The sequence below is a fragment of the Pseudomonas sp. B1(2018) genome (genome assembly GCF_003097365.1).
Classification (GTDB): Bacteria; Pseudomonadota; Gammaproteobacteria; order Pseudomonadales; family Pseudomonadaceae; genus Aquipseudomonas; species Aquipseudomonas laurylsulfatiphila.
Map to the genome: position 1 here is coordinate 20,530 of NZ_PYUK01000007.1, position 22,337 is coordinate 42,866.

Annotated in this window: 17 protein-coding genes and 2 pseudogenes; 10 read left to right on the forward strand and 9 right to left on the reverse strand. The window is 59.0% G+C overall.

The features are described 5' to 3' along the window. Positions 1-5: 5 nt before the first annotated feature. The 4 genes from C9422_RS12650 (at position 6) to C9422_RS12670 (ending at position 4,217) form a co-directional block, all read left to right on the forward strand. Complete coding sequence (locus C9422_RS12650) at positions 6-1,961, forward strand: DUF1302 domain-containing protein (RefSeq protein WP_178082420.1); 1,956 nt, start codon at positions 6-8, stop codon at positions 1,959-1,961. Between the two features lie 133 nt (positions 1,962-2,094). After that, the gene (locus tag C9422_RS12660) at positions 2,095-3,468 is read left to right on the forward strand and encodes a DUF1329 domain-containing protein (protein WP_116580898.1); all 1,374 of its coding nucleotides are present in this window, start codon (positions 2,095-2,097) and stop codon (positions 3,466-3,468) included. A gap of 87 nt (positions 3,469-3,555) precedes the next feature. Then, the gene (locus C9422_RS12665; protein ID WP_007973186.1) at positions 3,556-3,801 is read left to right on the forward strand and encodes a plasmid stabilization protein; all 246 of its coding nucleotides are present in this window, start codon (positions 3,556-3,558) and stop codon (positions 3,799-3,801) included. After that, positions 3,798-4,217 carry a type II toxin-antitoxin system VapC family toxin gene (locus tag C9422_RS12670; protein WP_116580899.1) on the forward strand — a complete coding sequence of 140 codons (420 nt, stop codon included), beginning with the start codon at positions 3,798-3,800 and terminating at the stop codon, positions 4,215-4,217. The genes C9422_RS12665 and C9422_RS12670 overlap by 4 nt, the downstream gene beginning before the upstream one ends. 146 nt (positions 4,218-4,363) lie before the next feature. Here C9422_RS12670 and C9422_RS32900 read toward each other — a convergent pair whose 3' ends face one another. Next, on the reverse strand, positions 4,364-5,227 hold the full coding sequence (locus tag C9422_RS32900; protein WP_371317832.1) for a methyl-accepting chemotaxis protein: 864 nt from the start codon (positions 5,225-5,227) through the stop codon (positions 4,364-4,366). Between the two features lie 42 nt (positions 5,228-5,269). Beyond that, a pseudogene (locus C9422_RS32905) lies at positions 5,270-6,283 on the reverse strand (methyl-accepting chemotaxis protein); the annotation flags it as partial. A 260-nt stretch (positions 6,284-6,543) separates the two neighbouring features. Between C9422_RS32905 and C9422_RS12680 the strand changes: the two are divergent. Further along, complete coding sequence (locus C9422_RS12680; protein WP_033047688.1) at positions 6,544-7,215, forward strand: histidine phosphatase family protein; 672 nt, start codon at positions 6,544-6,546, stop codon at positions 7,213-7,215. Between the two features lie 34 nt (positions 7,216-7,249). Then, the gene (locus tag C9422_RS12685; protein WP_116580901.1) at positions 7,250-8,083 is read left to right on the forward strand and encodes a phosphatase PAP2 family protein; all 834 of its coding nucleotides are present in this window, start codon (positions 7,250-7,252) and stop codon (positions 8,081-8,083) included. A gap of 414 nt (positions 8,084-8,497) precedes the next feature. Here C9422_RS12685 and C9422_RS12690 read toward each other — a convergent pair whose 3' ends face one another. From C9422_RS12690 to C9422_RS12705, 4 genes are all read right to left on the reverse strand, one after another. Beyond that, the gene (locus C9422_RS12690; RefSeq protein ID WP_116580902.1) at positions 8,498-9,904 is read right to left on the reverse strand and encodes a DUF2252 domain-containing protein; all 1,407 of its coding nucleotides are present in this window, start codon (positions 9,902-9,904) and stop codon (positions 8,498-8,500) included. 114 nt (positions 9,905-10,018) lie between these two features. Continuing rightward, the gene (locus C9422_RS12695; protein ID WP_116580903.1) at positions 10,019-10,381 is read right to left on the reverse strand and encodes a DUF6124 family protein; all 363 of its coding nucleotides are present in this window, start codon (positions 10,379-10,381) and stop codon (positions 10,019-10,021) included. Positions 10,382-10,696: 315 nt separating this feature from the next. Continuing rightward, positions 10,697-11,158, reverse strand: a complete 462-nt coding sequence (locus C9422_RS12700; RefSeq protein ID WP_116580904.1) for a cysteine hydrolase family protein — start codon at positions 11,156-11,158, stop codon at positions 10,697-10,699. A 373-nt stretch (positions 11,159-11,531) separates the two neighbouring features. Then, positions 11,532-12,755 (reverse strand): OprD family porin, encoded by a 1,224-nt coding sequence (locus C9422_RS12705; RefSeq protein WP_116580905.1) that lies wholly within the window; start codon positions 12,753-12,755, stop codon positions 11,532-11,534. A gap of 229 nt (positions 12,756-12,984) precedes the next feature. Between C9422_RS12705 and C9422_RS12710 the strand changes: the two genes are divergently transcribed. From C9422_RS12710 to C9422_RS12720, 3 genes are all read left to right on the forward strand, one after another. After that, complete coding sequence (locus C9422_RS12710; protein ID WP_116580906.1) at positions 12,985-13,905, forward strand: LysR family transcriptional regulator; 921 nt, start codon at positions 12,985-12,987, stop codon at positions 13,903-13,905. Between the two features lie 106 nt (positions 13,906-14,011). Then, positions 14,012-15,454 carry a YfcC family protein gene (locus C9422_RS12715; protein WP_116580907.1) on the forward strand — a complete coding sequence of 481 codons (1,443 nt, stop codon included), beginning with the start codon at positions 14,012-14,014 and terminating at the stop codon, positions 15,452-15,454. Between the two features lie 88 nt (positions 15,455-15,542). Continuing rightward, positions 15,543-17,390, forward strand: coding sequence for a CocE/NonD family hydrolase (locus C9422_RS12720; RefSeq protein ID WP_116581066.1), 1,848 nt, complete (start codon positions 15,543-15,545; stop codon positions 17,388-17,390). Positions 17,391-17,552: 162 nt separating this feature from the next. On the opposite strand, the pseudogene C9422_RS12725 reads toward C9422_RS12720, so the two are convergent. Continuing rightward, positions 17,553-17,750 (reverse strand): annotated as a pseudogene (locus C9422_RS12725) (hydrolase); the annotation flags it as partial. 225 nt (positions 17,751-17,975) lie between these two features. Between C9422_RS12725 and C9422_RS12730 the strand changes: the two are divergent. Beyond that, positions 17,976-18,239, forward strand: a complete 264-nt coding sequence (locus tag C9422_RS12730; RefSeq protein ID WP_007973164.1) for a hypothetical protein — start codon at positions 17,976-17,978, stop codon at positions 18,237-18,239. A gap of 263 nt (positions 18,240-18,502) precedes the next feature. Here the strand turns inward: C9422_RS12730 and C9422_RS12735 are convergent, their stop codons facing one another. Both C9422_RS12735 and C9422_RS12740 read right to left on the reverse strand, forming a co-directional pair. Next, on the reverse strand, positions 18,503-20,851 hold the full coding sequence (locus tag C9422_RS12735; RefSeq protein ID WP_116580908.1) for a restriction endonuclease subunit S: 2,349 nt from the start codon (positions 20,849-20,851) through the stop codon (positions 18,503-18,505). Continuing rightward, positions 20,848-22,317 carry a class I SAM-dependent DNA methyltransferase gene (locus C9422_RS12740; protein WP_116580909.1) on the reverse strand — a complete coding sequence of 490 codons (1,470 nt, stop codon included), beginning with the start codon at positions 22,315-22,317 and terminating at the stop codon, positions 20,848-20,850. The genes C9422_RS12735 and C9422_RS12740 overlap by 4 nt, the downstream gene beginning before the upstream one ends. Positions 22,318-22,337 lie beyond the last annotated feature (20 nt).

A 22,337-nucleotide genomic window follows, 5' to 3' on the forward strand; every position in this document is an offset into this window, starting at 1 on the left:
AGATCATGAGCACTCGATTTCGCCTGTCTGGCGCGGCGCTTCCCGGCGTGGGTCTGGCAGGGCTGCTGCAACTGTGCGCGGTCGACGGCGTGCAGGCCGAGGAGTTCAGCGTGCTGGACAACCAGGTCACCGGTTCATTCGACAGTACCTTGTCTTATGGCCGCTTGTGGCGGGTCCAGGGCCGGGACAAGAACAACGACGACGTCAACACCAACGACGGCAATCGCAACTTCGACACGGGGCTGGTTTCCGAGGTGTACAAGATCACCTCGGAGCTCGAGGCCAACTATCAGAACTACGGGATGTTCGTGCGCGGTACCGCGTTCTACGACACCCAACTGATGGACAAGCGCAACGATTACTACGACAACAACAACCCGTCGCAACCCAGTCAGAGTTACCCGCAGGACGACCATTTCACCAGCCAGACCCGCGACATCGCCGGCAGCCGGGTGGAGTTGCTCGACGCCTACCTCTATGGCAATTGGGACGTGGCGCAGATGCCGGTCACCGCACGTATCGGGCGCCAGGTGTTCAACTGGGGCGAGGGGATTTTCTACCGTGGCGGGATCAACACCACCAACCCGGTGGATGCGGCCAAGTACCGTTTGCCCGGGGCCGAAGTCAAGGAAGTGCTGGTCCCGGTGGAAGCACTGAGCTTCAACATCGGCCTGACCGACAGCCTGACCATGGAAAGCTTTTACCAGACCAACTGGAAGGAAACCCGCATCGACCCGGTCGGCACGTTCTACTCGCAGACGGACCTGTTCGCCGACGGCGGCAACACCGCCTACAACAACTTCAGCGGTACCGCGCTGGACACTCCGGTGCCAGGCTTCGGCAACGTGATCGATCTGTACAGCGCGCTGGGCAACAACCCGCTGCTCAACCAGGCCCTGAGCACCACCGGCCTGTATGCCAACGGGGTCACCCCGACCTTTGGCAACACCGTCAAGGTGGCCACGATCGGCAAGGATTTCAACGCGCGCAACGACGGCCAGTTCGGTTTCGCTTTTCGCTACATCGCAGAAGCACTCAACAGCACCGAGTTCGGGTTGTACATGGTCAACTACCACGCCAAGGAACCGACCATTTCCGCCGATCTGGGCGGGTACCAGGGCATCGACATGAATGCCCTGACCAACCTGTTGACCGGTGTCGCCGGCAGCCAGGCGGGGCAGTTGGCCAACGGCCTGGCGACCGTGGATGTGCTGGGCAATATTCAGGCGCACCGGCGCTACGCCGAAGACATCCGCATGTACGGCTTCAGTTTCAACACCACCCTGGGCCAGGCGTCGGTGTTCGGTGAAGTGGCGTATCGGCCGAACCTGCCCATCGGGGTCGCCGCCACCAACGACCTGATCGGCGACCTGGCCAACGGTGCCGCCGCAGCGGCGGGCGGCCAGACCATCAACATCGGCGGGCAGCAGGTCACGCTCGACAGCCAGATCAATAACGCCGAGCGGGTGGAAGCGTTCAACACGTCCTTGGGCACCATCTACAACTTTGGCCCGAGCCTGTCGTTCGACTCGATGTTCGGCGTATTCGAGCTGGCGTCCGAGCACCTGCGCGGCAGCAGCCTGCAGTACACCGCTTATGACGGCAGCAACCGTTACTACGCGGGCACCGGCAACTTTTCCTATGTGTCCGGTGGCGAGCGCGACGACCAGGTCAACCGCAACTCCTACAGCTACACCGCGATGCTCAACGGCACCTGGAACGACGTGTATGCCGGGGTCAACGTCTCGCCTTATGTCGTCTACAAGGATGACTTCGAGGGCAACAGCTATCAGGCGGGCAACGTCATCGAGGGCCGCAAGGCCTACACCCTGGGGATCAAGGCCAACTACCAGAACAGGCTGGAGGCCGAGCTGCAGTACACCGAGTTCTATGGCGGCGGGCAGGACAACGGCCTGCGTGACCGCGACAACATCGGCTTCAACCTCAAGTACTTCTTGTGAAAGCTCATCTCATCCCCCTGTGGGAGCGGACTTGCCCGCGATGACGGCAGCACATTCGACATCAATGTTGGCTGACCCACCGCTATCGCTGGCAAGCCAGCTCCCACAGGTTTTTGTATTTCGGAGAACGATCATGTTTCACACTTCACGACTGACCAAGACCACCCTGGCGCTGTTCCTGAGCCTGGCCGCCGGCAGCGCGCTGGCCGCGGTCACGCCCCAACTGGCCGAACAACTGAAAACCACCCTGACCCCAATGGGCGCCGAGCGTGCCGGCAACGCCGCCGGGACCATTCCGGCCTGGACCGGCGGCATCACCCAGGCGCCGGCGGGCTACAAGCCTGGCCAGCATCACCCGGACCCCTATGCGGCGGACAAGCCGCTGTTCACCATTACCAAGGCCAACCTTGAACAGTACAAGGCCCACCTCAGCCCGGGTCAGATCGCCCTGTTCAACAGCTACCCCGACACCTTCCAGATGCCGGTCTATCCTTCACGCCGCTCTGGCTCGGCGCCGCAGTGGCTGTATGACAACACCTTGAAGAATGCCACCGCGACCAAGCTGCTCGATGGCGGCACCGGATTTGCCGATGCCTATGGCGGTGTGCCGTTCCCGGTGCCCAAGGACGGGGTCGAGGTGCTGTGGAACCACATCACCCGTTATCGCGGCATCTATGTGGTCCGTCGTGCCTCGGAAGCGCCGGTGCAACGCAACGGCAGCTTCGCGCTTGTGACCTCGCAGCAGGAGGGGCTCTTCAACTATTACCGCCCGGGCGGGCAATTCGCCGACCTGAAAAACATCCTGTTCTACTACCTGGCCTTCGTGAAGAGCCCGGCCCGCCTGGCGGGTGGTGCGGCCTTGGTTCACGAGACCCTGGACCAGCTCAAGGACCCACGTCAGGCCTGGGTCTACGATGCGGGCCAACGCCGTGTGCGGCGGGCGCCGAACCTCGCCTATGACACCCCGATCGCCTCGTCCGACGGCCTGCGCACGGCGGACGATACCGACCTGTTCAACGGCTCGCCGGACCGCTACGACTGGAAGCTCAAGGGCAAGCAAGAGGTCTACATTCCCTACAACAACTACAAAGTCGGCAGCCCCGAAGTGAAGTACGCGCAGCTGCTCACACCGGGCCACCTCAATCCGCAATACACCCGTTATGAGCTGCACCGGGTCTGGGTGGTCGAAGGCACGCTCAAGCCGGGTGCGCGGCATATCTATTCCAAGCGTGTGCTGTTTCTCGACGAGGACAGTTGGGGCGCCGCCTTGGTCGATCAATACGACGGGCGAGGGGAGTTGTGGCGGGTGTCGATGGCCTACCTGAAAAACTTCTACGACCTGCCCACCACCTGGAGCGCGTTGGACGTATTCCATGACCTGCAGGCGCGTCGTTACTACGTGCAGAACCTGGATAACGAAGAGCAGGGCACCGTGGACTTCACCCAACCGGTGCCGGAAGACGCGTACTTCATGCCGTCGGCATTGCGCCAGCGTGGGACGCGGTGATATTGGCCATTCGGAAGATTGCCGGGTTTTGGTTTGCCAGAATGTGCTAGCCTGCAATCAATGATTTCATTGATTGCAGGAGGCATCATGGCCAGCATCACAATTAGAAACCTTGATGAGAAGCTCAAGGAGCAACTGCGCATCACAGCGGCTCATAACGGACATTCCATGGAAGAAGAGGCTCGCCTGATTCTGGGCAGGGCCTTGGCGACTGTTGATCGCGCCGGTGGACTTGGAAGTAGGATCCGCAATCGTTTCAGCACTCTGGGTGGAGTCGAGCTTGATCTGCCTGAGCGTTCAGAGAAAGCAACGGCGGTGGATTTTTCTGAATGATAGTGCTCGATACCAACGTTCTTTCAGAGTTTATGCGAGTCGAGCCTGAAAGCCGGGTGCTTGCCTGGGTTGATGCGCAGCCGGCGATGGATCTGGCAGTCAGTGCGGTAACGGTGGCGGAAGTACTCCACGGCATCGCGCGCCTGCCTTCGGGCAAGCGCAAACAAAAACTTGAAGCCCATGCCATGGCAATGTTCGAAGAGGACTTTGCTGGCAGGATTTTGCCATTTGATGCGCATGCCGCTGTTGAGTACGCAGCGCTGACAGCGGGTGCTGAAGCAAACGGGCGTGCAGTTTCAATGGCAGATGCGCAAATTGCCGCCATTTGCCGAAGCCATGGGGCTGCCATAGCCACCCGCAATGTTCGAGATTTCGGATTTTCCGGGATTGAAGTCATCAATCCTTGGGAGGCCTGAACATCTTCGCTGACAGGTAGATTGCCATCGCGGGCAAGCCACGCTCCCACAGGGTTTTGAGTCGTTCACAGATTCTGTGTTCGACACCTTACCTGTGGGAGCGGGCTTGCCCTCGAATGGGTCTTTCAATCACCGCAGGTATACGGTCAAACGCGGAAGTGGCTCACCATCTGCTGCAATTGACCACCTAGCCGCGCCAGCTCAACGCTGGACTTGGCGGTCTCATCGCTCGCCGCAGCCGTCTGCTCCGACACATCGCGCACGTTGATGATGCTGCGGCTGATCTCCTCGGCCACGGCGCTTTGCTGTTCGGCCGCCGCGGCGATCTGCTGGTTCATCGACTGGATGTTGGACACCGTGCGGGTGATGCTCTCCAGTGACTCGCCGGCCTTGCGGGTCAGGGCCACGCTGCTGTCGGTGAGGACGCGGCTGTTGTTCATCACGGCGGACACTTGTTGCGTGCCGTTCTGCAGGCCGGCCACCAGGCCTTCGATTTCCTCTGTGGATTTCTGCGTGCGCTGGGCCAGGCCGCGAACCTCGTCGGCCACCACGGCAAAACCACGACCGGCTTCACCGGCGCGGGCCGCTTCGATGGCGGCGTTGAGCGCCAGCAGGTTGGTCTGTTCGGCCACGGCCTTGATCACGTCCATGACGCTGCCGATCTTGTCGCTTTCCTGTTGCAGCACACTCATGGCCTCGGTGGAACGCACCACTTCGCTGGCCAGGCGCTCGATCTGGGCGATGGCTTCGTTGACCACTTTGTCGCCTTCACGGGCTTCGCCGTCCGCCGCCGCAGCGGCTTGCGAAGCTTCTTCGGCGTTGCGCGCGACTTCCTGCACGGTGGCGGTCATCTCGTGCATGGCGGTCGCGACCTGATCGGTCTCGACTTTCTGGCTGTTGACCCCGGCGCTGGTCTGTTCGGTCACGGCCGACAGTTCCTCGGCGGCGCTGGCGATCTGGGTCACGCCGTCGCGGATGCCGCTGATCAAGTCGCGCAGGGTCACGCCCATGCGTGCGATGCCTTGTTGCAACACGCCGAGTTCGTCACGACGGGTGACCAGCACGTTCTGGGACAGGTCACCGCTGGCGATGCGGTCGACCACCGCCAGGGTTTCGCGCAATGGACGGGTGATCTGGCGCGTGATGACCACGGCGGCAATGATGCCCACCAACAATGCCAGCAATGTGCTGATCAGTTGCAGCGTGCGTGCCTGGGCGCTTTCGGCGTCCCGGCGGTCGAGCTGGATCTGATACAGCTGATCACTCTGGGACACGATGGCGGCGCCCTGGTCGGTCATTTCCTTGCGCGCCTGCACCGCGTCGTTGCTGGCGGCCTTGTAGGCCTGCAAGGCATTGCGGTAGTTGCCCAGCGCGGTTTCCAGCTGACGCAGGGCGTCTTGCTGGGTGTCGGCGAAATGCGCATTCAGCGGTTTCAGGCTGGCGATGGCGGTGTCCAGTTGGCCGACCGCTTTTTGCTCGGTTTCGGTATTGGTGGTGGCGGTGTAACCACGTACTTCGTAACGCGCCAACAGGAACGCTTCCTTGGCCGCTGTAATGGCCTGGAACTGTTCGAAGCGCTGGTCGCTCAGGGGCATTTGCTGCACGCGGGTGTTGATGTCATTGATCAGCGAGTTGGCGGTTTCGGCGTTGACGCTCATGGCGTCGCGGGCGCTGTTGCCGGCGCGATAAGCGTTGCGCATCTTGCCCAGGGATGTCCTGTAGGCCTCAATCACGGTGCCCTGTTCCCGGAGCAGCTTGAGGTTTTCCGGGCTCTTGAACTTCGCCAGCAGGGCCTGTTGTTGGGCCGAGAAGGCGTCGAGGGTGGTTTGCACGCCCTGCGCGGCGGTTTCGTCGCCGTTGGTCAGCATGTATTGCAGGCGGACCACACGCAGCTTGGTCAGGCCGGCGTTGAGCTGGGTGATGTCGCTCATCCAGTTGCTGCGGTCGATCAACCCGCCCAGGCTGCTCCAGCCGGTCAGGGCGAGGACGCAGGTCAGTGCCAGCACGAGGCCAAATCCAAGGCCCAGTTTCAGGTTCACGCTGATGTTGCCGAACCAGCTATTCATCAAATTCCTCCAGGAACGTAGTGCTTCTTTGTTGTCGGTTGGCTGGAAGATTGTTTTTTTTGGGGGCCGCCAAGCTGTGTAAGCAGGATGTATCGGCAGCAATGGCGGGAGCTGAAAGGATTTTTCCAAACGGATTCTGTAACAAGATTTTTACAGTGCTTTTAAGCTTTTTTTCACATGTGTTTCACCTGCCACCGACGCACGCTTCTTTAACCTCCCGGGATCTAATGAGGTGGTGCGTGCCGGCGAGGCGGCTTGATGTGGAATTGAGACTGAGTCTTTTCGGGATAAAACGCTCGATCGATCTGAAGCGCTTCGCCCGCTATCGCAACGCTGCGGTGGTGTTGGCCTCGGCGCTGCTGGTGATTCCGTTGACCTTTTTTTTGCTGCGTCCCGCCACTGCACCGGACCTGGCTCACGGCAATGTGGCCGGTGCACAGGCTTTGATGACTGGATGGGCCAAGGGCGACGTGATCGTGCTGGTGCGCCACGTCGAGCGTTGCGATCACTCCTCGGCGCCTTGCCTGGTTGGCAATGACGGCATTACCGAGCGCTCTCGCAGCATTGCCGAGAGCCTCGGGGCACAGTTCAAACACCTTGGCCTGGGCAAGGCCGACATCTATCACAGCCCGATCCTGCGTACGGCTCAGACGGCCAACTTCATGTTCAACAAGGTGGGCACGGGAGAGGACTGGCTGATCAGTTGCAAGGGCACCATGCTGCGTGACGCGCTTGCGCATAAAGTGGCCGGGCGTAACCTGGTTCTGGTGACTCACAGCGAGTGCATGGAGCAACTGGAAAAAGAGCTCGCGTTACCGCCTTCGACCCTGGGTTATGGCGCTTCGCTGTTTATTTCCGCCGAAACCCCACAGACTCCGCACATGCTTGGCTTTATCGAAGCTTCCGACTGGAGCTCGGTGAGCACTCATTGAGTTTTTCCTTCCTCTTTCTGAATCAGGATTCACAATGCTGACCGCCTCTCGCTACCGCTTTTACTGGGTGAATTTCGGTATTCCGCTGGCCTGCGCGGTCGTGGTGTTCCTGATGTTCGACATGACCAGCATCGACATCGCCTTCAACAACTATTTTTTTGACCCGGTGACGCAGACGTACCCGCTGGACCAGGTCCACCTGTTCGAAAAAATCACGCATAAATGGGCGCGGATCATCCCGAACTGGACTGGCGAAATTGCGATTATCGGTGCCTTGCTGTCGTTTCTCTGGCCGCGCCTGAAGGCTGAAAAACATTCGAAAATCATCGCCTTCCTGGAAAAAATCAAAGTCGCACCGGTGCTGCGCTTTGCCACCCGCCACCGTCGCGATTTTCTCTACGTGGTGTTCGCGTTCTCCATCAGCACCGGTGTGATTCACTATCTCAAGGGCCACACCAGCGTGTATTGCCCGATCGAGACCACCCTGTACGGCGGCAAAATGGAGCACGTCGAGTGGTACGAGAATTTCGACCTGCTGAAAGTTGCCGGTGAAGGGCGCTGCTGGCCGGGCGGACATGCCTCGGGCGGTTTCACCATGCTGGCGTTGTACTTCGTGGCGCGCCGTTATCGCTGGCGCTATTCCAAGGCGATCATGTACGGCTCGCTGACCCTCGGTTTCATCTACGGCACAACGCGGGTGCTGCAAGGCTGGCACTACATGTCCCACACCTTTTGGGCCGGGATCTTCGTGTGGCTGGCGTGTTTGCTGACGGCGCTGGCGTTCTACGGGCGAGCGAGGCTGGAACAGCCGGTGCTCTCCAAAGCGCAACAACCGGTGCCGGCGGCTCAGACTCAGCCAGTGAATTGAGTGGGCGTAACAACTGCACCGCGGCGCACAGACGCCTCGGCTTGGGGGAATCCCAAGGGAAAACAGATAACGAAATATCTGTAGGAGCAGCCGAAGGCTGCGATCTTTTGATCTTGATCTTCAGCAATCTCCAGATCGCAGCCTTCGGCAGCTCCTACAGGGGAACGTGCACCACCAAACAATGAGGTCGAGCGTTAGTTCGCCTCGCGGTGCTGTAAAAGCGAAGCCATAGGCGGCAGTTACCGCAGAAATGGATAGGTATGCTCCCCGAAACAACCAAAAAAAAAGCCCGCGGGAGGGCGGGCAAACCGTAGTTTCTTGAATGAGCGAGCGAAATGTACAGGCTGGCGCGAGAGGGTGGGGTGAAGAAAAATTCATCTCGATCAAAGCCCCGCACCAGAGCCTGCGACACCGCTACGGCAAATGATCCGCAGCAAAGTCGGCTTCCGACCGCGCACGTAAACGGCCCTTGCGGCAAGCCTGCTGGAATCGCTCGAAATCGCGCTCGTTCTGCTCGGTATAGCCCTTGGCGTATTTGTAAAGCGCATCAGCCAATGCCTCGCTCTTGCCGATGTAGCCGCTGATCACCGCCGCGTGCCCGGAAGCCTTGGCATGGGCCCGAGCCAGGGCCCGGCCGCAAAGCCGGCCATAGGCCGCGAAGGCATCGCCATCGAAAGTCTCGAGTTCGGCGGAAATTTTCATGTCGCGCAATTGCCGCACATAGAAATGCCGCCCGCTGGGGCCGGTGGTCCAGCCGAGGAACAGGTCGCTGGCCGATTGCATCAAGCGTTGACCCTCAACCACCCGCTGCCCTTCATGCCGCACCCGCGACCTGGCCTTCACGTAGCCGGCGAGCACCGAACGCCGCGCTTCCTTGAATTGCAGGAACAACGGGAACTGCTGATCGTCGGTCAGCAGCGCCACCAGGCAACGGGTGCCGACACTGCCGACGCCCACCACCTTGAACGCCATGTCCTGCACATGAAAACGCGAGAGCAGATCACGGCGGTCCGCTTGCAGGGTGCCGCGATAGTCACGCATGAAGGTGTCGTAGAGCGGGCGCCAGTCCGAGAGGCGCAACCAGTCATCATCGGCGTCCAGCAGCGTGGTGTTCTTGTGCAGGTGGAAAATTTCCGGCAGGTCATCGCGAATGATCAGACGCCCATGGGCGTCGCGTTCGCTGATTTTTGGCAGCAGTTCGGCATGGGTGCGACGCTCGGCTTTTTCGATGGCGCGTTCCACGTGCTCCAGAGTGCTTTTGTTGGCCTGCGCCAGCAGGTCGTCATAGCTGATGGATTCGTACCAGGTTTCCAGCGAACTTTGTTCGGCGCATTCGAGCATGGTTTTCTGATAGGCACTCACCACCTCATGGCAGATGCTTTCTTCAACCGACTCGCCATGGCGCAAGTCGCGGGCGGCCACCAGAAAACTCGCCACCAGGCGTTTCAAGTCCCACTCCCACGGCCCGGGATGGGCTTCATCGAAGTCGTTGACGCTGAACAGCAGGTTGCGTTCCGGCGTTGCGAAACCGCCGAAATTCATCAAGTGGCTATCGCCACAAATCGGCGAAACCAGCCCCATGTTCGAAGTGCCCGCCAGGTCATGGGCCTGCAGCAGCGCATTGCCGCGATAGAAGGTGAACGGCGACACCAGCATGCGCCCGTAGCGCAGCTCCACCAGCGATTTGACGCGTCCTTCACTAGACGCCTTGATCAGCGGAATCGGGTCGCGGTCGACATTGCCCAGGGACGCTTGCGAACTGCGCGAGCACTTCTTGCGTGCATCCTTGCCTTGCTTAAAACGGTCGGTGAGGGTGGTCATGGGGGCCTATTCGAGGGGGGGACAGGGCGATTGCGGATTGAGTGTAGAAGGGCTTTGCGGGTTCGTGTTTGCCCGGCGGCTCACCTGTCTGGCATCGGCATGTCTCGATCCCTCTCAAACCTCTGCTTCGTCGAGTGGCGCGATGTTGTCCAGTGCCCGGTTCACCAGCAGTTGCGCCAGCACGGCCAACTGCTGGATCGCCAGGGCGATGTTGCGACGCGAACTCTCAAGATCGCAGGCAAGGTCGGTGCTCATGACGTTGAGCGAGGCGAGGGTTTCGCTGGCGTGGGTGAGCAGGGACGGCGTGTCTATGTTGGGGCGGATGGTGAAGACGTGGCTGACGGGGTCGAGGTGATTGGGGTTGCGCAGGCGGGCGCTGATGGCGGGTTCGGTAGTTTTGGAGAGGTTGGATAAGTCGGGTGATTCGGTAGTTGAGTCTGGTGAAGTGTCTGGCGGGTTGGGGCTATGTTTTTTCAAGATTGTGCTCCGTCTTTGGTTGAAGGAGCTGCCAACTATCTGCTGTCAATCAGATGTGGGTGGCAGCTGTACGCGGGTTGACAGACCGGAGAGCACAAAACCGGTGCATCCGAAGATGCCCCACGCACAGCCACCATAAAGACAGAACGCGCGGAAGCATGCCGTTTTATCAGGAGGAGTGGAAGGTTGCTCTTCAGCCTGTCAAAGCCGATCGCTGATGTGCAGCGACCCAAGAAGGCTATCGTCGAGAAGCTGCGTCCGCCAGTTCATGAAAGGCGATGCGTTTTGCGGGAAATGTCCTAGGACGCGGTGAAGTCACAGGTCGCTCGATCTCACCGTGTGCTTGAAATGATGCTCCCAAAGCCTGACCCCCAACCCTCCCGTCCGGTCCAGCGACGACCCCACCGTCAAATCCGTAATCAAGGTTGGCTGCAAGCCCGCATCAAACAGCGCAAACCCCGCCGCCAGGCAGCAGGTTTCGGTCTGCAGGCCGCACACCAGCACGCGCTCGACGTTCAGGCTTTTCAGGTAGTCGATGGTTTGCGGCGTGGGGGCGTAGCCGTGCTTGATGAAAATGCGGTCGGCGGGGATCAGGCTGTCATCGTCCGGCGCGGGGTGCCAGCCAAGCTGTTTTTCGAAGGGGGTTATGGACTCGTCGTGACGCTCGACCGTGGCGACACTGGGCAGGGTGCCGAGGAGTGGCTGGATACCTTCGACCAGCCACTGTGGTGGGGCGAAGCTGGGTTGTACGTCGATGATCAGGAGGGCTTGGCGCATGGGTTTCTCCGGGAGAGAGGGTGGTGACGCGGGGACCTGCGGTTGGAAAACATCCGGGCGGTTTCGCTGGCTTCTTCGCGGGCAAGCCCGCTCCCACAGGGTGCGGTGTGAGGCATGAATGATCAAACCCCGGATGCAATAAGGCCTGCACTGGGTGTAATGCGGTTCACTTAAGGACGAACACTGTATCTGTGGCGAGGGAGCTTGCTCCCGCTGGGGCGCGAAGCGGCCCAAAAAATGGGACTGCTGTGCAGTCCAGCGGGAGCAAGCTCCCTCGCCACAGGATGCTTATTGTTCGCTCTATCTCTTAAGTGAGCAGCATTACGCACTGGGCGGGCCTTGTCAGCTTTGATGGGTGGGCCGGGTCAATGGGTTACCACAATGCGATGTCATAAGTCAGGTACAGGCGATAGTTATCTCGATCGCTGGCGTAGGTAGAACGATAAGTGGCTTTTCGCACTTCGATGCCTACGCCTTGGAACGCGCTGCTCTGTATGACATATCGCAGATTGGTGTCGGATTCCCACTCCCGGGCTTCGCGTCCTTTGTAGTCCCCGTTCTCGCCCTTGTAGTAACGGGTCATCAGGCTCAGGCCAGGCACAAACGCAGCGAAGTCATAGTCGTAGCGCAGCATCCAGGTCCGCTCACCGGCCTGGATGAACTTTCCGACGCCGGCATTGGAAAACGAATAGACCGTCGACACGCTGGTGTAGGGCAATGCCGTATCGCCGCTGACTTTCTGATAACCCAGGCCAAGTGCATGGCCGCCGAGGCGATAGGTGAAAAGGCCGCTGAACATATCGGCATCCACCGCACCATTGCGTGCCTCACCGGCATCGCCACTGATGAAGTAGCGCAAATCGCTGGTCAGGCTGCCACTGCCCATCGGTTGTTTATGCACCAGACCGAAAAACTGCTGCCGGTAGAACTCACGCATCTCCCCGTAATACCAGGTGCCGCTGAGGGTGGGCGTGAACTTGTAGGTGGCGCCGGCAAAATCAAAGTCAGTGCCTTTGCTGCCGGTGTAGCCCTGTGGATAGATATCGACGCTGTCGGTGGAGTTGCGCTGCTTGAACTTGTCCAGATGACCGCTGTGCAAGTACAGATCGCGAATGCCGCTGTATTCGATTTGCGTACCGCGAAAGGTTTGCGGCAACAGGCGCCCATCGTTGTAGACCAGCACCGGAATCCTCGGCATCAGGTTACCGGCCTTGATCACGGCCTCGCCGATTCGCATTTTTGCAGTGATACCCAGGCTGGAAAAACCATCCGCTGCGTGGCCATCGTCGTGCACCGGCAGCAAACCGGTGCCCGCATGGGTCGGGCTGGAGTCGAGCTTCAGGCCGGCCAGGCCCAGCGCATCCAGACCGAACCCCACCGTACCCTCGGTGTAGCCCGATTGCAGGTTGAGCAAGAAACCCTGCGCCCACTCTTTGCGGTCCTCGCCACCGTCGCGATAGCCATCGTTGAAGTAGTAATTGCGCAAGGTCAGTTTGCCTTGGGAATCCTCGAAAAATCCTTGGGCCATCAGCTCTGGCGACAGACCCGCCAGCAATCCTGCGGACACAATGCCGCCTCTCGTGAACAGTCCACGCATGGTGTTTTCCTCAGCCCCGCATTATCGGTTTTATGGGCAGTCGCAAAGGTCCCGGAATCGGGATGGGTCTCGATTTTGTTGGCCTGCGAAGCTGGACTCAGCGGCGCATTGCGGCGGACACTAACGGCTCCACAGCGCGTCCACAACGTTATGCGAGAAGCGCATCAGGCTATGCGAAAGCTGGTTTTTCGCGGGCGTGCACCGTTGCAAAACCAGGGGAATCGGCAGCGTGAATATCAAGCAACTCGAGGCTTTCAAAGCCATCATGGCCACCGGTTCGACCATCGGCGCCGCCACTCGCATGGGGCTATCCCAATCGGCCGTCAGCCGCTTGCTCACGCAGCTGGAAGAAGCATTGGGCTTCGCCTTGTTCCTGCGCAAAAAGGGTCGTTTGATGGCCACGCCGGAAGCTGAAGAGCTGCTCGCCGAGGTCAGCGGTCTGGTGGATGGCATGCAGCGCATTCAACGCATGGCCGATGAGCTGCGCATCGGTCGCTCGCACAAGAGCCTGCTCAAGGTGGGCGTGCCGACCAGCATGACCCAGGAGCTGCTGCCGAAAATCGTTGCCGAATTTCTCAAGAGTCACGACGACATCGTCGTCGAGTTGCTCACCGGCTCGTACGACACCATCGAGCGCGCCGTGCTCGACCGGTCTGCCGATCTCGGCTTCGTGCGTTTGCCTACGGAACTGTCCGACTTCGACATTGAACCGGTACTGGAAACCGAAGGCGTCTGTGTCATGCCCGCGGATCATCCGTTGACCCGCCATGCAGTGATCGACGTGCAGCATCTGCGCAATGTGCCGCTGGTGTTGCTGGGCCGGCAACGGGCCTTGCGCGCCGAGCTCAATCAGGTGTTTCGAGCCGTCAACCTGACACCGCAAGTGCGCATCGAAGTGCATTCGGTCGGCGCCGCCTGCAGCTTTGTCGCCGAGGGCCTGGGGGTGTCGATCGTCAATGGATTACTGGCCAGTCACTTCACTCATTTGCCGGTTGTCACCCGACCTTTTCGCCCGACACTGCGCTACGAATTCGGTCTGGCATTCCGTCGGGACGAGCAGCGCCCACCGATGGTGAGTGCCTTTGCCGCCCATCTCAAACAGCGTCTGAACGAGTCGATGAAGACCGTCCACGCATCACAAAACGCATAGCCCGACCCGCTCCACGCATAACGTTGTAGCCCCTTGGCGTTTGCCCTAGTGTCTGCCCCATCGAAACATTGACACTCAAAATAAAAACACCAAAGGGCTCACCGCCATGTCCCAGATCGACCTCGCACAACCGGGTGCCGCCGAAAGTCAGACGCAACCCGTCAAGCCGACCGTACGCAAAACCATCAACCCGGCCATCATCCTGCTGAGCATCGTGTTGCTCGCGGTCGGGTTCACGTATGCAGTTAACTCCGGCAGCTTCCAGCGCCAGAACGGGCTGGTGGTACCGGGGTCTTATCAAGTCCTGGAAAAGAGTCATTCCCTCACTCATCTGTTGGCTGTCGAACCACGCACAGCCAAGGATGCGGTGGCCCGCCCGGTGTCGCTGATCGAAGGGTTCATGGCGATCCCGCAGGGCATCGAGAAACGCGCCGGACTGATTTTCATGGTGCTGTTCATCGGCGGCATGTTCGGTGTGCTGAACAAGGCTGGGGTGATCGACGCCGGGCTCGAACGCCTGCTCGGCATGACGCGCGGCAACATCTACGTGCTGGTGCCGATGCTGATGCTGGTGTTCTCCGCCGGCAGCACCTTCATGGGGTTGGCCAAGGAATTCATCCTGATCGTGCCGCTGATGGTCGCGATGGCCAATCGACTGGGGCTGTCGAACCTGATCGGGCTGGCCATCGTCTGTATTTCAGTGAAGATCGGTTATCTGGCATCGATCACCAATCCGGTCGCACTGTCCGTGGCGCAACCGATGGTCGGGCTGCCGATTTTCAGCGGCATGAGCATGCGCATTGCCGCTTACGCGTTGTTCCTCGCCGTTGGCATTGTCTTCGTGCTGTGGAGCATTCGTCGACACGGCTATGACGCCAGCGCGGTCATTACCTTCGAAAGCCAACCGCTGCCGTTGCGCCATTTGCTCAACCTGCTGGTGCTGGCCTTCGGCGTGGGCTTCATGGTGTTTGCGTCAAACCGCTGGGGCTGGAAGTACCACGAACTGTCGGCGTTCTATCTGCTGCTGAGCGTGATCTTCGCAGCGATCCACGGCATGGGCGCCAGCACCGCCGCCAGTGCTTTTGTCGACGGCATGAAAAAAGTCCTGATCGCCGGTGTGTTGATCGGTCTGGCGACTGCGGTGGAAATCATCCTCAGCACCGGTCAGGTGCTCGACACCATCGTCAACGGCCTGGCTAGCGTGGTCAGTGATCATGGCCCGGTGGTTTCGGCCTACGCGATGTTCTTCTCGCAGCTAGGCCTGGATGTGCTGATCCCGTCCACCTCCGGTCAGGCGGCCGTGACCATGCCGATCTTCGGCCCACTCGGCCAACTCTCCGGTGTCAGCCCGCAAACCACGGTGTATGCGTTTTTGCTCGGCAATGGCCTGACCAACATGATCACCCCGACCTCCAGCGGTCTGCTGGTGCTGCTCGCCACCGCACAAGTCGGCTGGGGTCAGTGGGCGCGCTACATCTTGCCGTTGTTCCTGATCTATACCGTGCTGGCGATGGTGTTGCTGGCGGTCGCAGTGACCACCGGTTACTGAGTTCCAAGGCGTCCACCCGCAAGGGGATGGGCGCCGGTTTCCACAAGGTTCTGATATGACTTCGCTGAACGAACAGGCATTGCCCGCCATGCGCTTGCTGCGTGACCAGATGATCCGTCTGCGTGACGGCATTCACCTCGCGACCGATATTTACCTGCCAACCGATAGCGCAGGCCCGTGGCCGGTGGTGATCGAGCGCACGCCCTACAACAAGAACAGCCCCTCGCGCTCGGAAAAACAACTCGACGCCCAGCACATCTCCCGCGGGGCCATGGCCGAGCGTTTTACCGCGCAAGGCTTCGTGGCGATCTTTCAGGATTGTCGCGGGCGCTACGCCTCCGAAGGCGTATTCACCAAATACACCTCGGAAGGCGAAGACGGTTTTGACACCCTCGCCTGGATCGTCGAGCAACCCTGGTGCAACGGGCGAATCGGCAGCATGGGTTTGTCCTATGCGGCCCATACGCAATTGGCGATGGCCTGCCTGCATCCACCGGGACTGCAAAGCATGGTGCTCGACTCCGGCGGCTTTGCGAACGCGTTCCAGTGCGGCATTCGCCAGGGTGGCGCGTTCGAATTGAAACAGGCGACGTGGGCCTGGCGGCAGGCCAAGGAAAGTCCCGCCGCGATCGCCAACCCAAAGATCCGCGAAGCCCTCGAGCAAGAAGACATACACCAGTGGTTCGCCCGCATGCCGTGGCAGGCCGGATACTCGCCGATTCGCCATGTTCCGGAGTACGAAGCCTATCTACTGGAACAATGGGCGCAGGGTACTTTCAGCGATTACTGGCGCAAGCCCGGCATCTATGCCGAAGGACACTACGACCACCTGCCGGATATTCCGGTGCTGTTCATGTCCAGTTGGTACGACGCGTATGTCAGCTCGACGCTGGCCAACTACCGTGCCTTCAGCCGCCACAACCGCAGCGCCCAGCATTTGATCATGGGACCGTGGCTGCACGGCGATCGCAACATCAGCCATAGCGGCGATGTCGAGTTCGGTGCGGCGGCCAACTTCGATGGCAACGTCGCGCGCACCTGGCTGGATTGTCGACTGGACTGGTTTGCTCGCTCGCTCAAGGACCAGACCGGCGAGGCTGCGGCCACGGCGCCGGTCCAGGTATTTCTGATGGGCGGGGGCGATGGTTCGAAAGATCAGCACGGCCGACTGCAACATGGCGGACGCTGGTTGAAGAGCTCGCAGTGGCCGCTTCCGGGCAGTCGGTCCCTGAACCTGTACCTGAACGAACAGCGCCAATTGAGCACGGAACCGCCTTCAGCATGTGAGTCGAGCCTGATCTATCGCGCCGACCCCGATCATCCGGTGCCGACCATCGGCGGCGCACTGACCTCCGGTGCTCCGGTATTCGTCGGTGGCGCATTCGATCAACGTGAGCGAGCGGATTTTTTCGGTACCCAGGGCAATGACCGGCCATTGGCCGAACGTGCCGATGTGCTGAGTTTCCAGACCCTGCCATTGACCGAAGACATGATCGTCGCCGGCCCGCTAAGCATTGAACTGTGGGTGGAAAGCGACGGCCTCGATACCGACTTCACCGCCAAACTGGTGGACGTTTATCCGGATGGCTATGCGATGAACATCACCGACGGAATCGTGCGCTGCCGTTACCGCGACTCGTGGGAGAAACCGCAGCTACTGACTCCGGGGCAACGGGTAAAAGTCGTGATCGAGCCGTTTGCCACCTGCAACCTGTTCAAGCGCGGGCACCGCGTGCGCCTGGACATTGCCAGCAGCAATTTCCCGCACTTCGACGTCAATCCCAACAGCGGTGAGGCCGAGGGCCGGGCCTTGTACAAGCGCATCGCGACCAACACGGTTCATATGTGCGCAGACTTCGCCTCACGCCTGGTGCTGACTACTCTTGCACCCGAAGTGCTGGCGGATCTGGATTGTCAGGCTATCGATTCGGATTGATGCAGGGCGGCCGGGGTTGCTGTTTATCAACCGGGGCTGAGAAAAAAAGGTTCTTCACGCATTTCCGGGAAATTGTAGGAGCAGCCGGTCGACGCTCGATTGCTGGCGATGGACTCAAGTGCGCCGCGCTTATCCAGTTCACACGCGTTATCGTTAACGACCATCGCTGGCAATCAGGCTGTCATCGTCCGGCGCGGGGTGCCAGCCAAGCTGTTTTTCGAAGGGGGTTATGGACTCGTCGTGACGCTCGACCGTGGCGACACTGGGCAGGGTGCCGATGAGTGCCTGGATACCGTCGACCAGCCACTGTGGTGGGGCGAAGCTGGGTTGTACGTCGATGATCAGGAGGGCTTGGCGCATGGGTTTCTCCGAGGGAATGGCAGTGATCAAAATATTGTGGATGGTCTCGCTGGCCGCCTCCTGCACTTAGCGGCCTTGCGTGAATGTCTATGTAACCCTCTCGTCAGATTTCACCTGCCACAAAGTGCTTTTGTGAGTTGGGAGCGTACGATGCAATACAGGTTCTCGCTGAATTCCCGCTTGAGTGAACGAAGCGACTGAGCGGAATGGAGTTGGAGAAACATCATGATTCCCAAGCACTATTTGAAAGCCCTGGCGACGCTACTCATCGCCGCTGGTGTGCAGTGGGTGATGCTACCTGTCTACGCGACCGAGCAGGGTGAACAACGGCGTGAAGCTCGCGATACCAGGCAGGAAGGGCGCTCCACTGCTCGGCAAACCAAGGATGCCTGCAGAAAGGGCAGTGACAAGAGTAACGTGGAATGTCGTCAGGACAAGCGCAGCACCAAGCAGGATACCCGTCGCACAGCCCGGGACATCAAGTACTGATCGTTGGCGTGGGTCCTGTTTCAGACTGTTGTAGGACCTGCGATACAGCCAGAAACAACAAAGCCCACACAGGGTGGGCTTCGTTGGTGTCTCAATTGGTGGGCCGGGGTAAGTTGAATTGGATTTTTAGATATTTGATTTAATTGATTAATATCAATTTTTTGTATTTCTTTGGAATACCGATTGGAATACCGAGACAAGCTGGAATGAGCAATATGCTTCGTTTTCGTATCTTGCAAAGGACGGCCAAAAGGATCATCTGTTTACTCGAAGCCGGGCAAGCTGAGCATGCCGCCCTTGGTACGTTTGCCAAAGCCGGTGGGCATTAGGATTGTGTGTTTTTTCATCTCTGCGAGTACCGCCAACCATTCAGTTTTGCCAAAACGCAGCTTGGTGTCATTCCAGCTATGCGTGACTTCCTCCACGATGGCTTCATCGGAAATCGGGCGGCCTTCGAGAATAAAGTCGTTCCAGGCGGCATAGAGCGTCACAGTCATTTCGCAACGATCTGTATCCCAGTCCCGCATTAGTTCGATGACCTGCTCAATGGTGGCCCGCTCAGCGACCGACCAGGCGCTGCTATATGCCTGCCGATGCTGCCCTGCTTGGGAAAGTGGGCGGTAAGCATGGCCAACCGTCTCGCGCTCGATGCGCTCATACCACTGATGGGTTTGCATCTCACCTTCGACCTTATTCATCAACTGGCGATCGTGGGGGCCGGCGGCGTCGCGCAGGTAGTTACCTTGGATAACGGCAAGCCTGGCTGCGTGTTCAGCCAAGTAAATCACCTTCTGCAACTTGCGTTGACCGAAGGTGCGTTGGCTGTGCAGCCGATGAGTGACCTCTGCGGCTAGGAGGGTGCGGGCTACTTGCCTATCCGTGGCATTAGGAGTCTGTTGGGCATCTTCAGCGAGGGAGCGTTCGACCAGAGTGCTGGCCAACTGTTCGTGCAACTGGCGGGCCTGGGTTAGGCGGGTTTTGAGTTGGTCGCAGAGAGCCATTAGTTGGTCGACTTTGGCGACGATGCGGTGTTGTTCGGCGAGGGGAGGCAGCGGCAGTGCAATTTTCTTCAGGTCGCGTAGATAAATTGCAGGCTGCGCCGTAGATCCAGATGCATTAACTAGCTGGCGAAATGAGTCGGGTGATTTAAGGGTAATCGATAGAAAATCGCTGAGAACATGCTCAGATGGCTTGATCAATATCACACTACCTAAGAGACAAAATCTCTCACGTACATTGACCTTACACATTCGTCCAACAGTTGCCCCGCGACTAACTATGAGTAAATCACCGTACTGAGGGTCGCATCTTTGTAACGCCTTTTTTGCGGTCTCTTCAGAAATGAACAATGGATTTTCCAGCGAAACCCCATCATCTCGAATGTCTTTAGCCGACAGGAAATAAACACCTGTTTTTTCCGTATCTGGCTTGAAGTGTTCGCCATCGGTAATTTTCATCGAAAACTCTTCAGGCTTTACCCATGTCCAAGCTGGCGGCAGCAAGAACGGGCGTTCTTCATCAACGATCTCGTCCAGAGGCTTATGCTTTTTAAGTTTCCCTTCCGCCACCAGCCGCGCCTTTTCCTCAGCAATCCGCTTAAGCAGCTGACTGGCCGGCTCATCGCTGGCATCCTGCGGCACCAGTTTGCCCATCACGGCCAGTTGCAGCAGGGTTTGTTTGAGGGCGTCGATGCTGGGTTCGGTGGTGAACAGGGTGTGGAAGTGTTCGGCAAGGCGTTGCCAGTTGGTGGCGAAGTCGGTCGCGTCGCTGGCTTGGGTCAGGCTGTCGAGCAGTGCCTGCACCAGTTGGGCGTGGGCGCTTTCGGCGTCGGCCTGCTGGGCTTCCAAGCGGTCGCACAGGACCATCAGCTCATCGACTTTGGCGACGATGCGGTGTTGTTCGGCGAGGGGCGGTAAACCAAATGGTCTGGCGAAGAGCTTTTCGTAAACAAGGCTCTGGACCGTAGTTCCTTGTTTGACATCTTCCTTCAAAATGACGCGCTCAGTGCCACGCAGCAAAAGCTGCACATAGTTTGATGGCTGAGGTTGGAACGGTGAAATCGCTTTTAAGTCTTGGTTTATCGTGCAAGGCACTGCGGTTATTTGAGCGGGTAGCTTCCGTTTTAGGATGCCGCTTCGGCCCACTAACAAAATAGAGCCAAGTGGCACTAACTCCAGGCTGGTCTTTTCCAGTGCTAATTGCGTGACCTTTAGCTCGCTATCTGTTATGTCACCATCATGCATGTCCTTAGGGGAAACCCAAGGGATGTCACCATTCCAAAACCCTGGTTTTGACATCGATGGTGTACTGCCACCTCGCATAGCTGCGATCTCGTTTAGGGAGGTCCAACACCATCCCGCAGGCAAGTCAAACGACATTTTTTCTTCAGCAATCTCCGCCAGCACCTTCTGCTTTTTGATCTTTCCCTCCGCGACCAACCGCGCCTTTTCCTCGGCTATGCGCATAAGTAACTCACTGGCCGGCTCATCACTCGGGTCTTGCGGCACCAGCTTGCCGCGCACCGCCAGTTCCAGAATCAACTCACGCAGCTTCTTGATGCCATTGGGCGCACCGGCTAACAGCGGCAGGTTATCGGTGAGCAACGCCGTCATATCTGGCGCTCCAGAGCTTCAGCCAGCACGGCCTTGAGCTGATCGCGCAGGTCGCTGATTTCGCCTTGCAGCGTGGCGTAGTCACGTAGCAACTCGACGGGGTTGTGGCTGATCTGCTCGCCGATATGCGGGTTTTTGCAGTCCAGGTTCCAGTTGCGCGCTTGTAGATCTTTGACGCTGACCTTCCAGGCAAATTCGTTTTCTTCCCGCGCAGCAAAACCGTCGGCCTCTTTACCCCACCAAGCTTCCTCCACAGTGAACTCTTCGATGCGCATGGGGCGGGTCTTGGAGTAGTTCTTCACACCTGTCGGGTATTGGTGCTCGTAGAACCACACCTGTTTGGTCGGTGTGCCCTTGGTAAAGAAAAGTAGGTTGGTCTTGATGCCGGTGTAGGGGCTGAACACGCCGTTAGGTAGGCGAACGATGGTGTGCAAGTTGCACTCAGTCAGCAGCTTTTCTTTGATGCGGCTTTTGATGCCTTCGCCAAACAGAAAGCCATCGGGCAGCACCACGGCAGCGCGACCACCGTCCTTGAGCAGCTGCATGATCAGCACCAGAAACAGGTCGGCAGTTTCGCGGGTGCGAAAGGCCGCGGGAAAGTTTGTTTCGATGCCATCTTCTTCCATACCGCCGAACGGTGGGTTGGCGACGATGCAGTGCACGCGCTCGCTCGGTCCCCAACTGATCAGCGGTTTGCTCAGGGTGTTGTCATGGCGGATCTGGCTAGGCACCTCGATGCCATGCAGGATCATATTGGTGGTTGCCAGCAGGTGGGGCAGTGGCTTTTTCTCCACACCAAATATGCTGGCCTGCAGGGTGCGTTCGTCTTCGGCGGTTTCTACATAGCGGCTGCGTTTGTGCTCGATGGCACAAGTGAGGAAGCCGCCTGTCCCGCAGGCCGGATCCATAACCTTTTCGTCCAGCTTAGGATCGACCATGCGCACCATAAACTCGGTGACCGGACGCGGGGTGTAGAACTCGCCAGCGTTGCCTGCGTTCTGCAGGTCGCGCAGCAGTTGCTCATAAAGGTTGCCGAACTCGTGACGCTCCTGAGCCTTGTTGAAGTCCACGCCTTCCTGAATCTTATTGATTACCTGCCGTAGCAGCTGCCCGGATTTCATGTAGTTGTATGCGTCTTCAAACACGCTGCGCACCACAAAGGCCGAGGGCGTGTTGCTGTACTCTTGCAGGTTCTGCAACTGGGGGAACAGGTTATTGTCGATAAAGTCCTTCAGCGCATCGCCGGTCATGCCTTCCGGGTCGGCGGCCCAGGTGCGCCATCGGCAGCTCTCGGGAATGGGCGAGCGGTAGTTGTCGTCCATCAGCTCCCATTCCAGCTCGCGGTCATCGAAGATTTTCAGGAACAACAGCCAAACCAACTGGCCAATGCGTTGGGCGTCGCCGTCTACGCCAACGTCTTTGCGCATGATGTCCTGGATGGACTTGATGGTGGAGCTAATGGACATGAAGTTCTCTCAACGCGTAC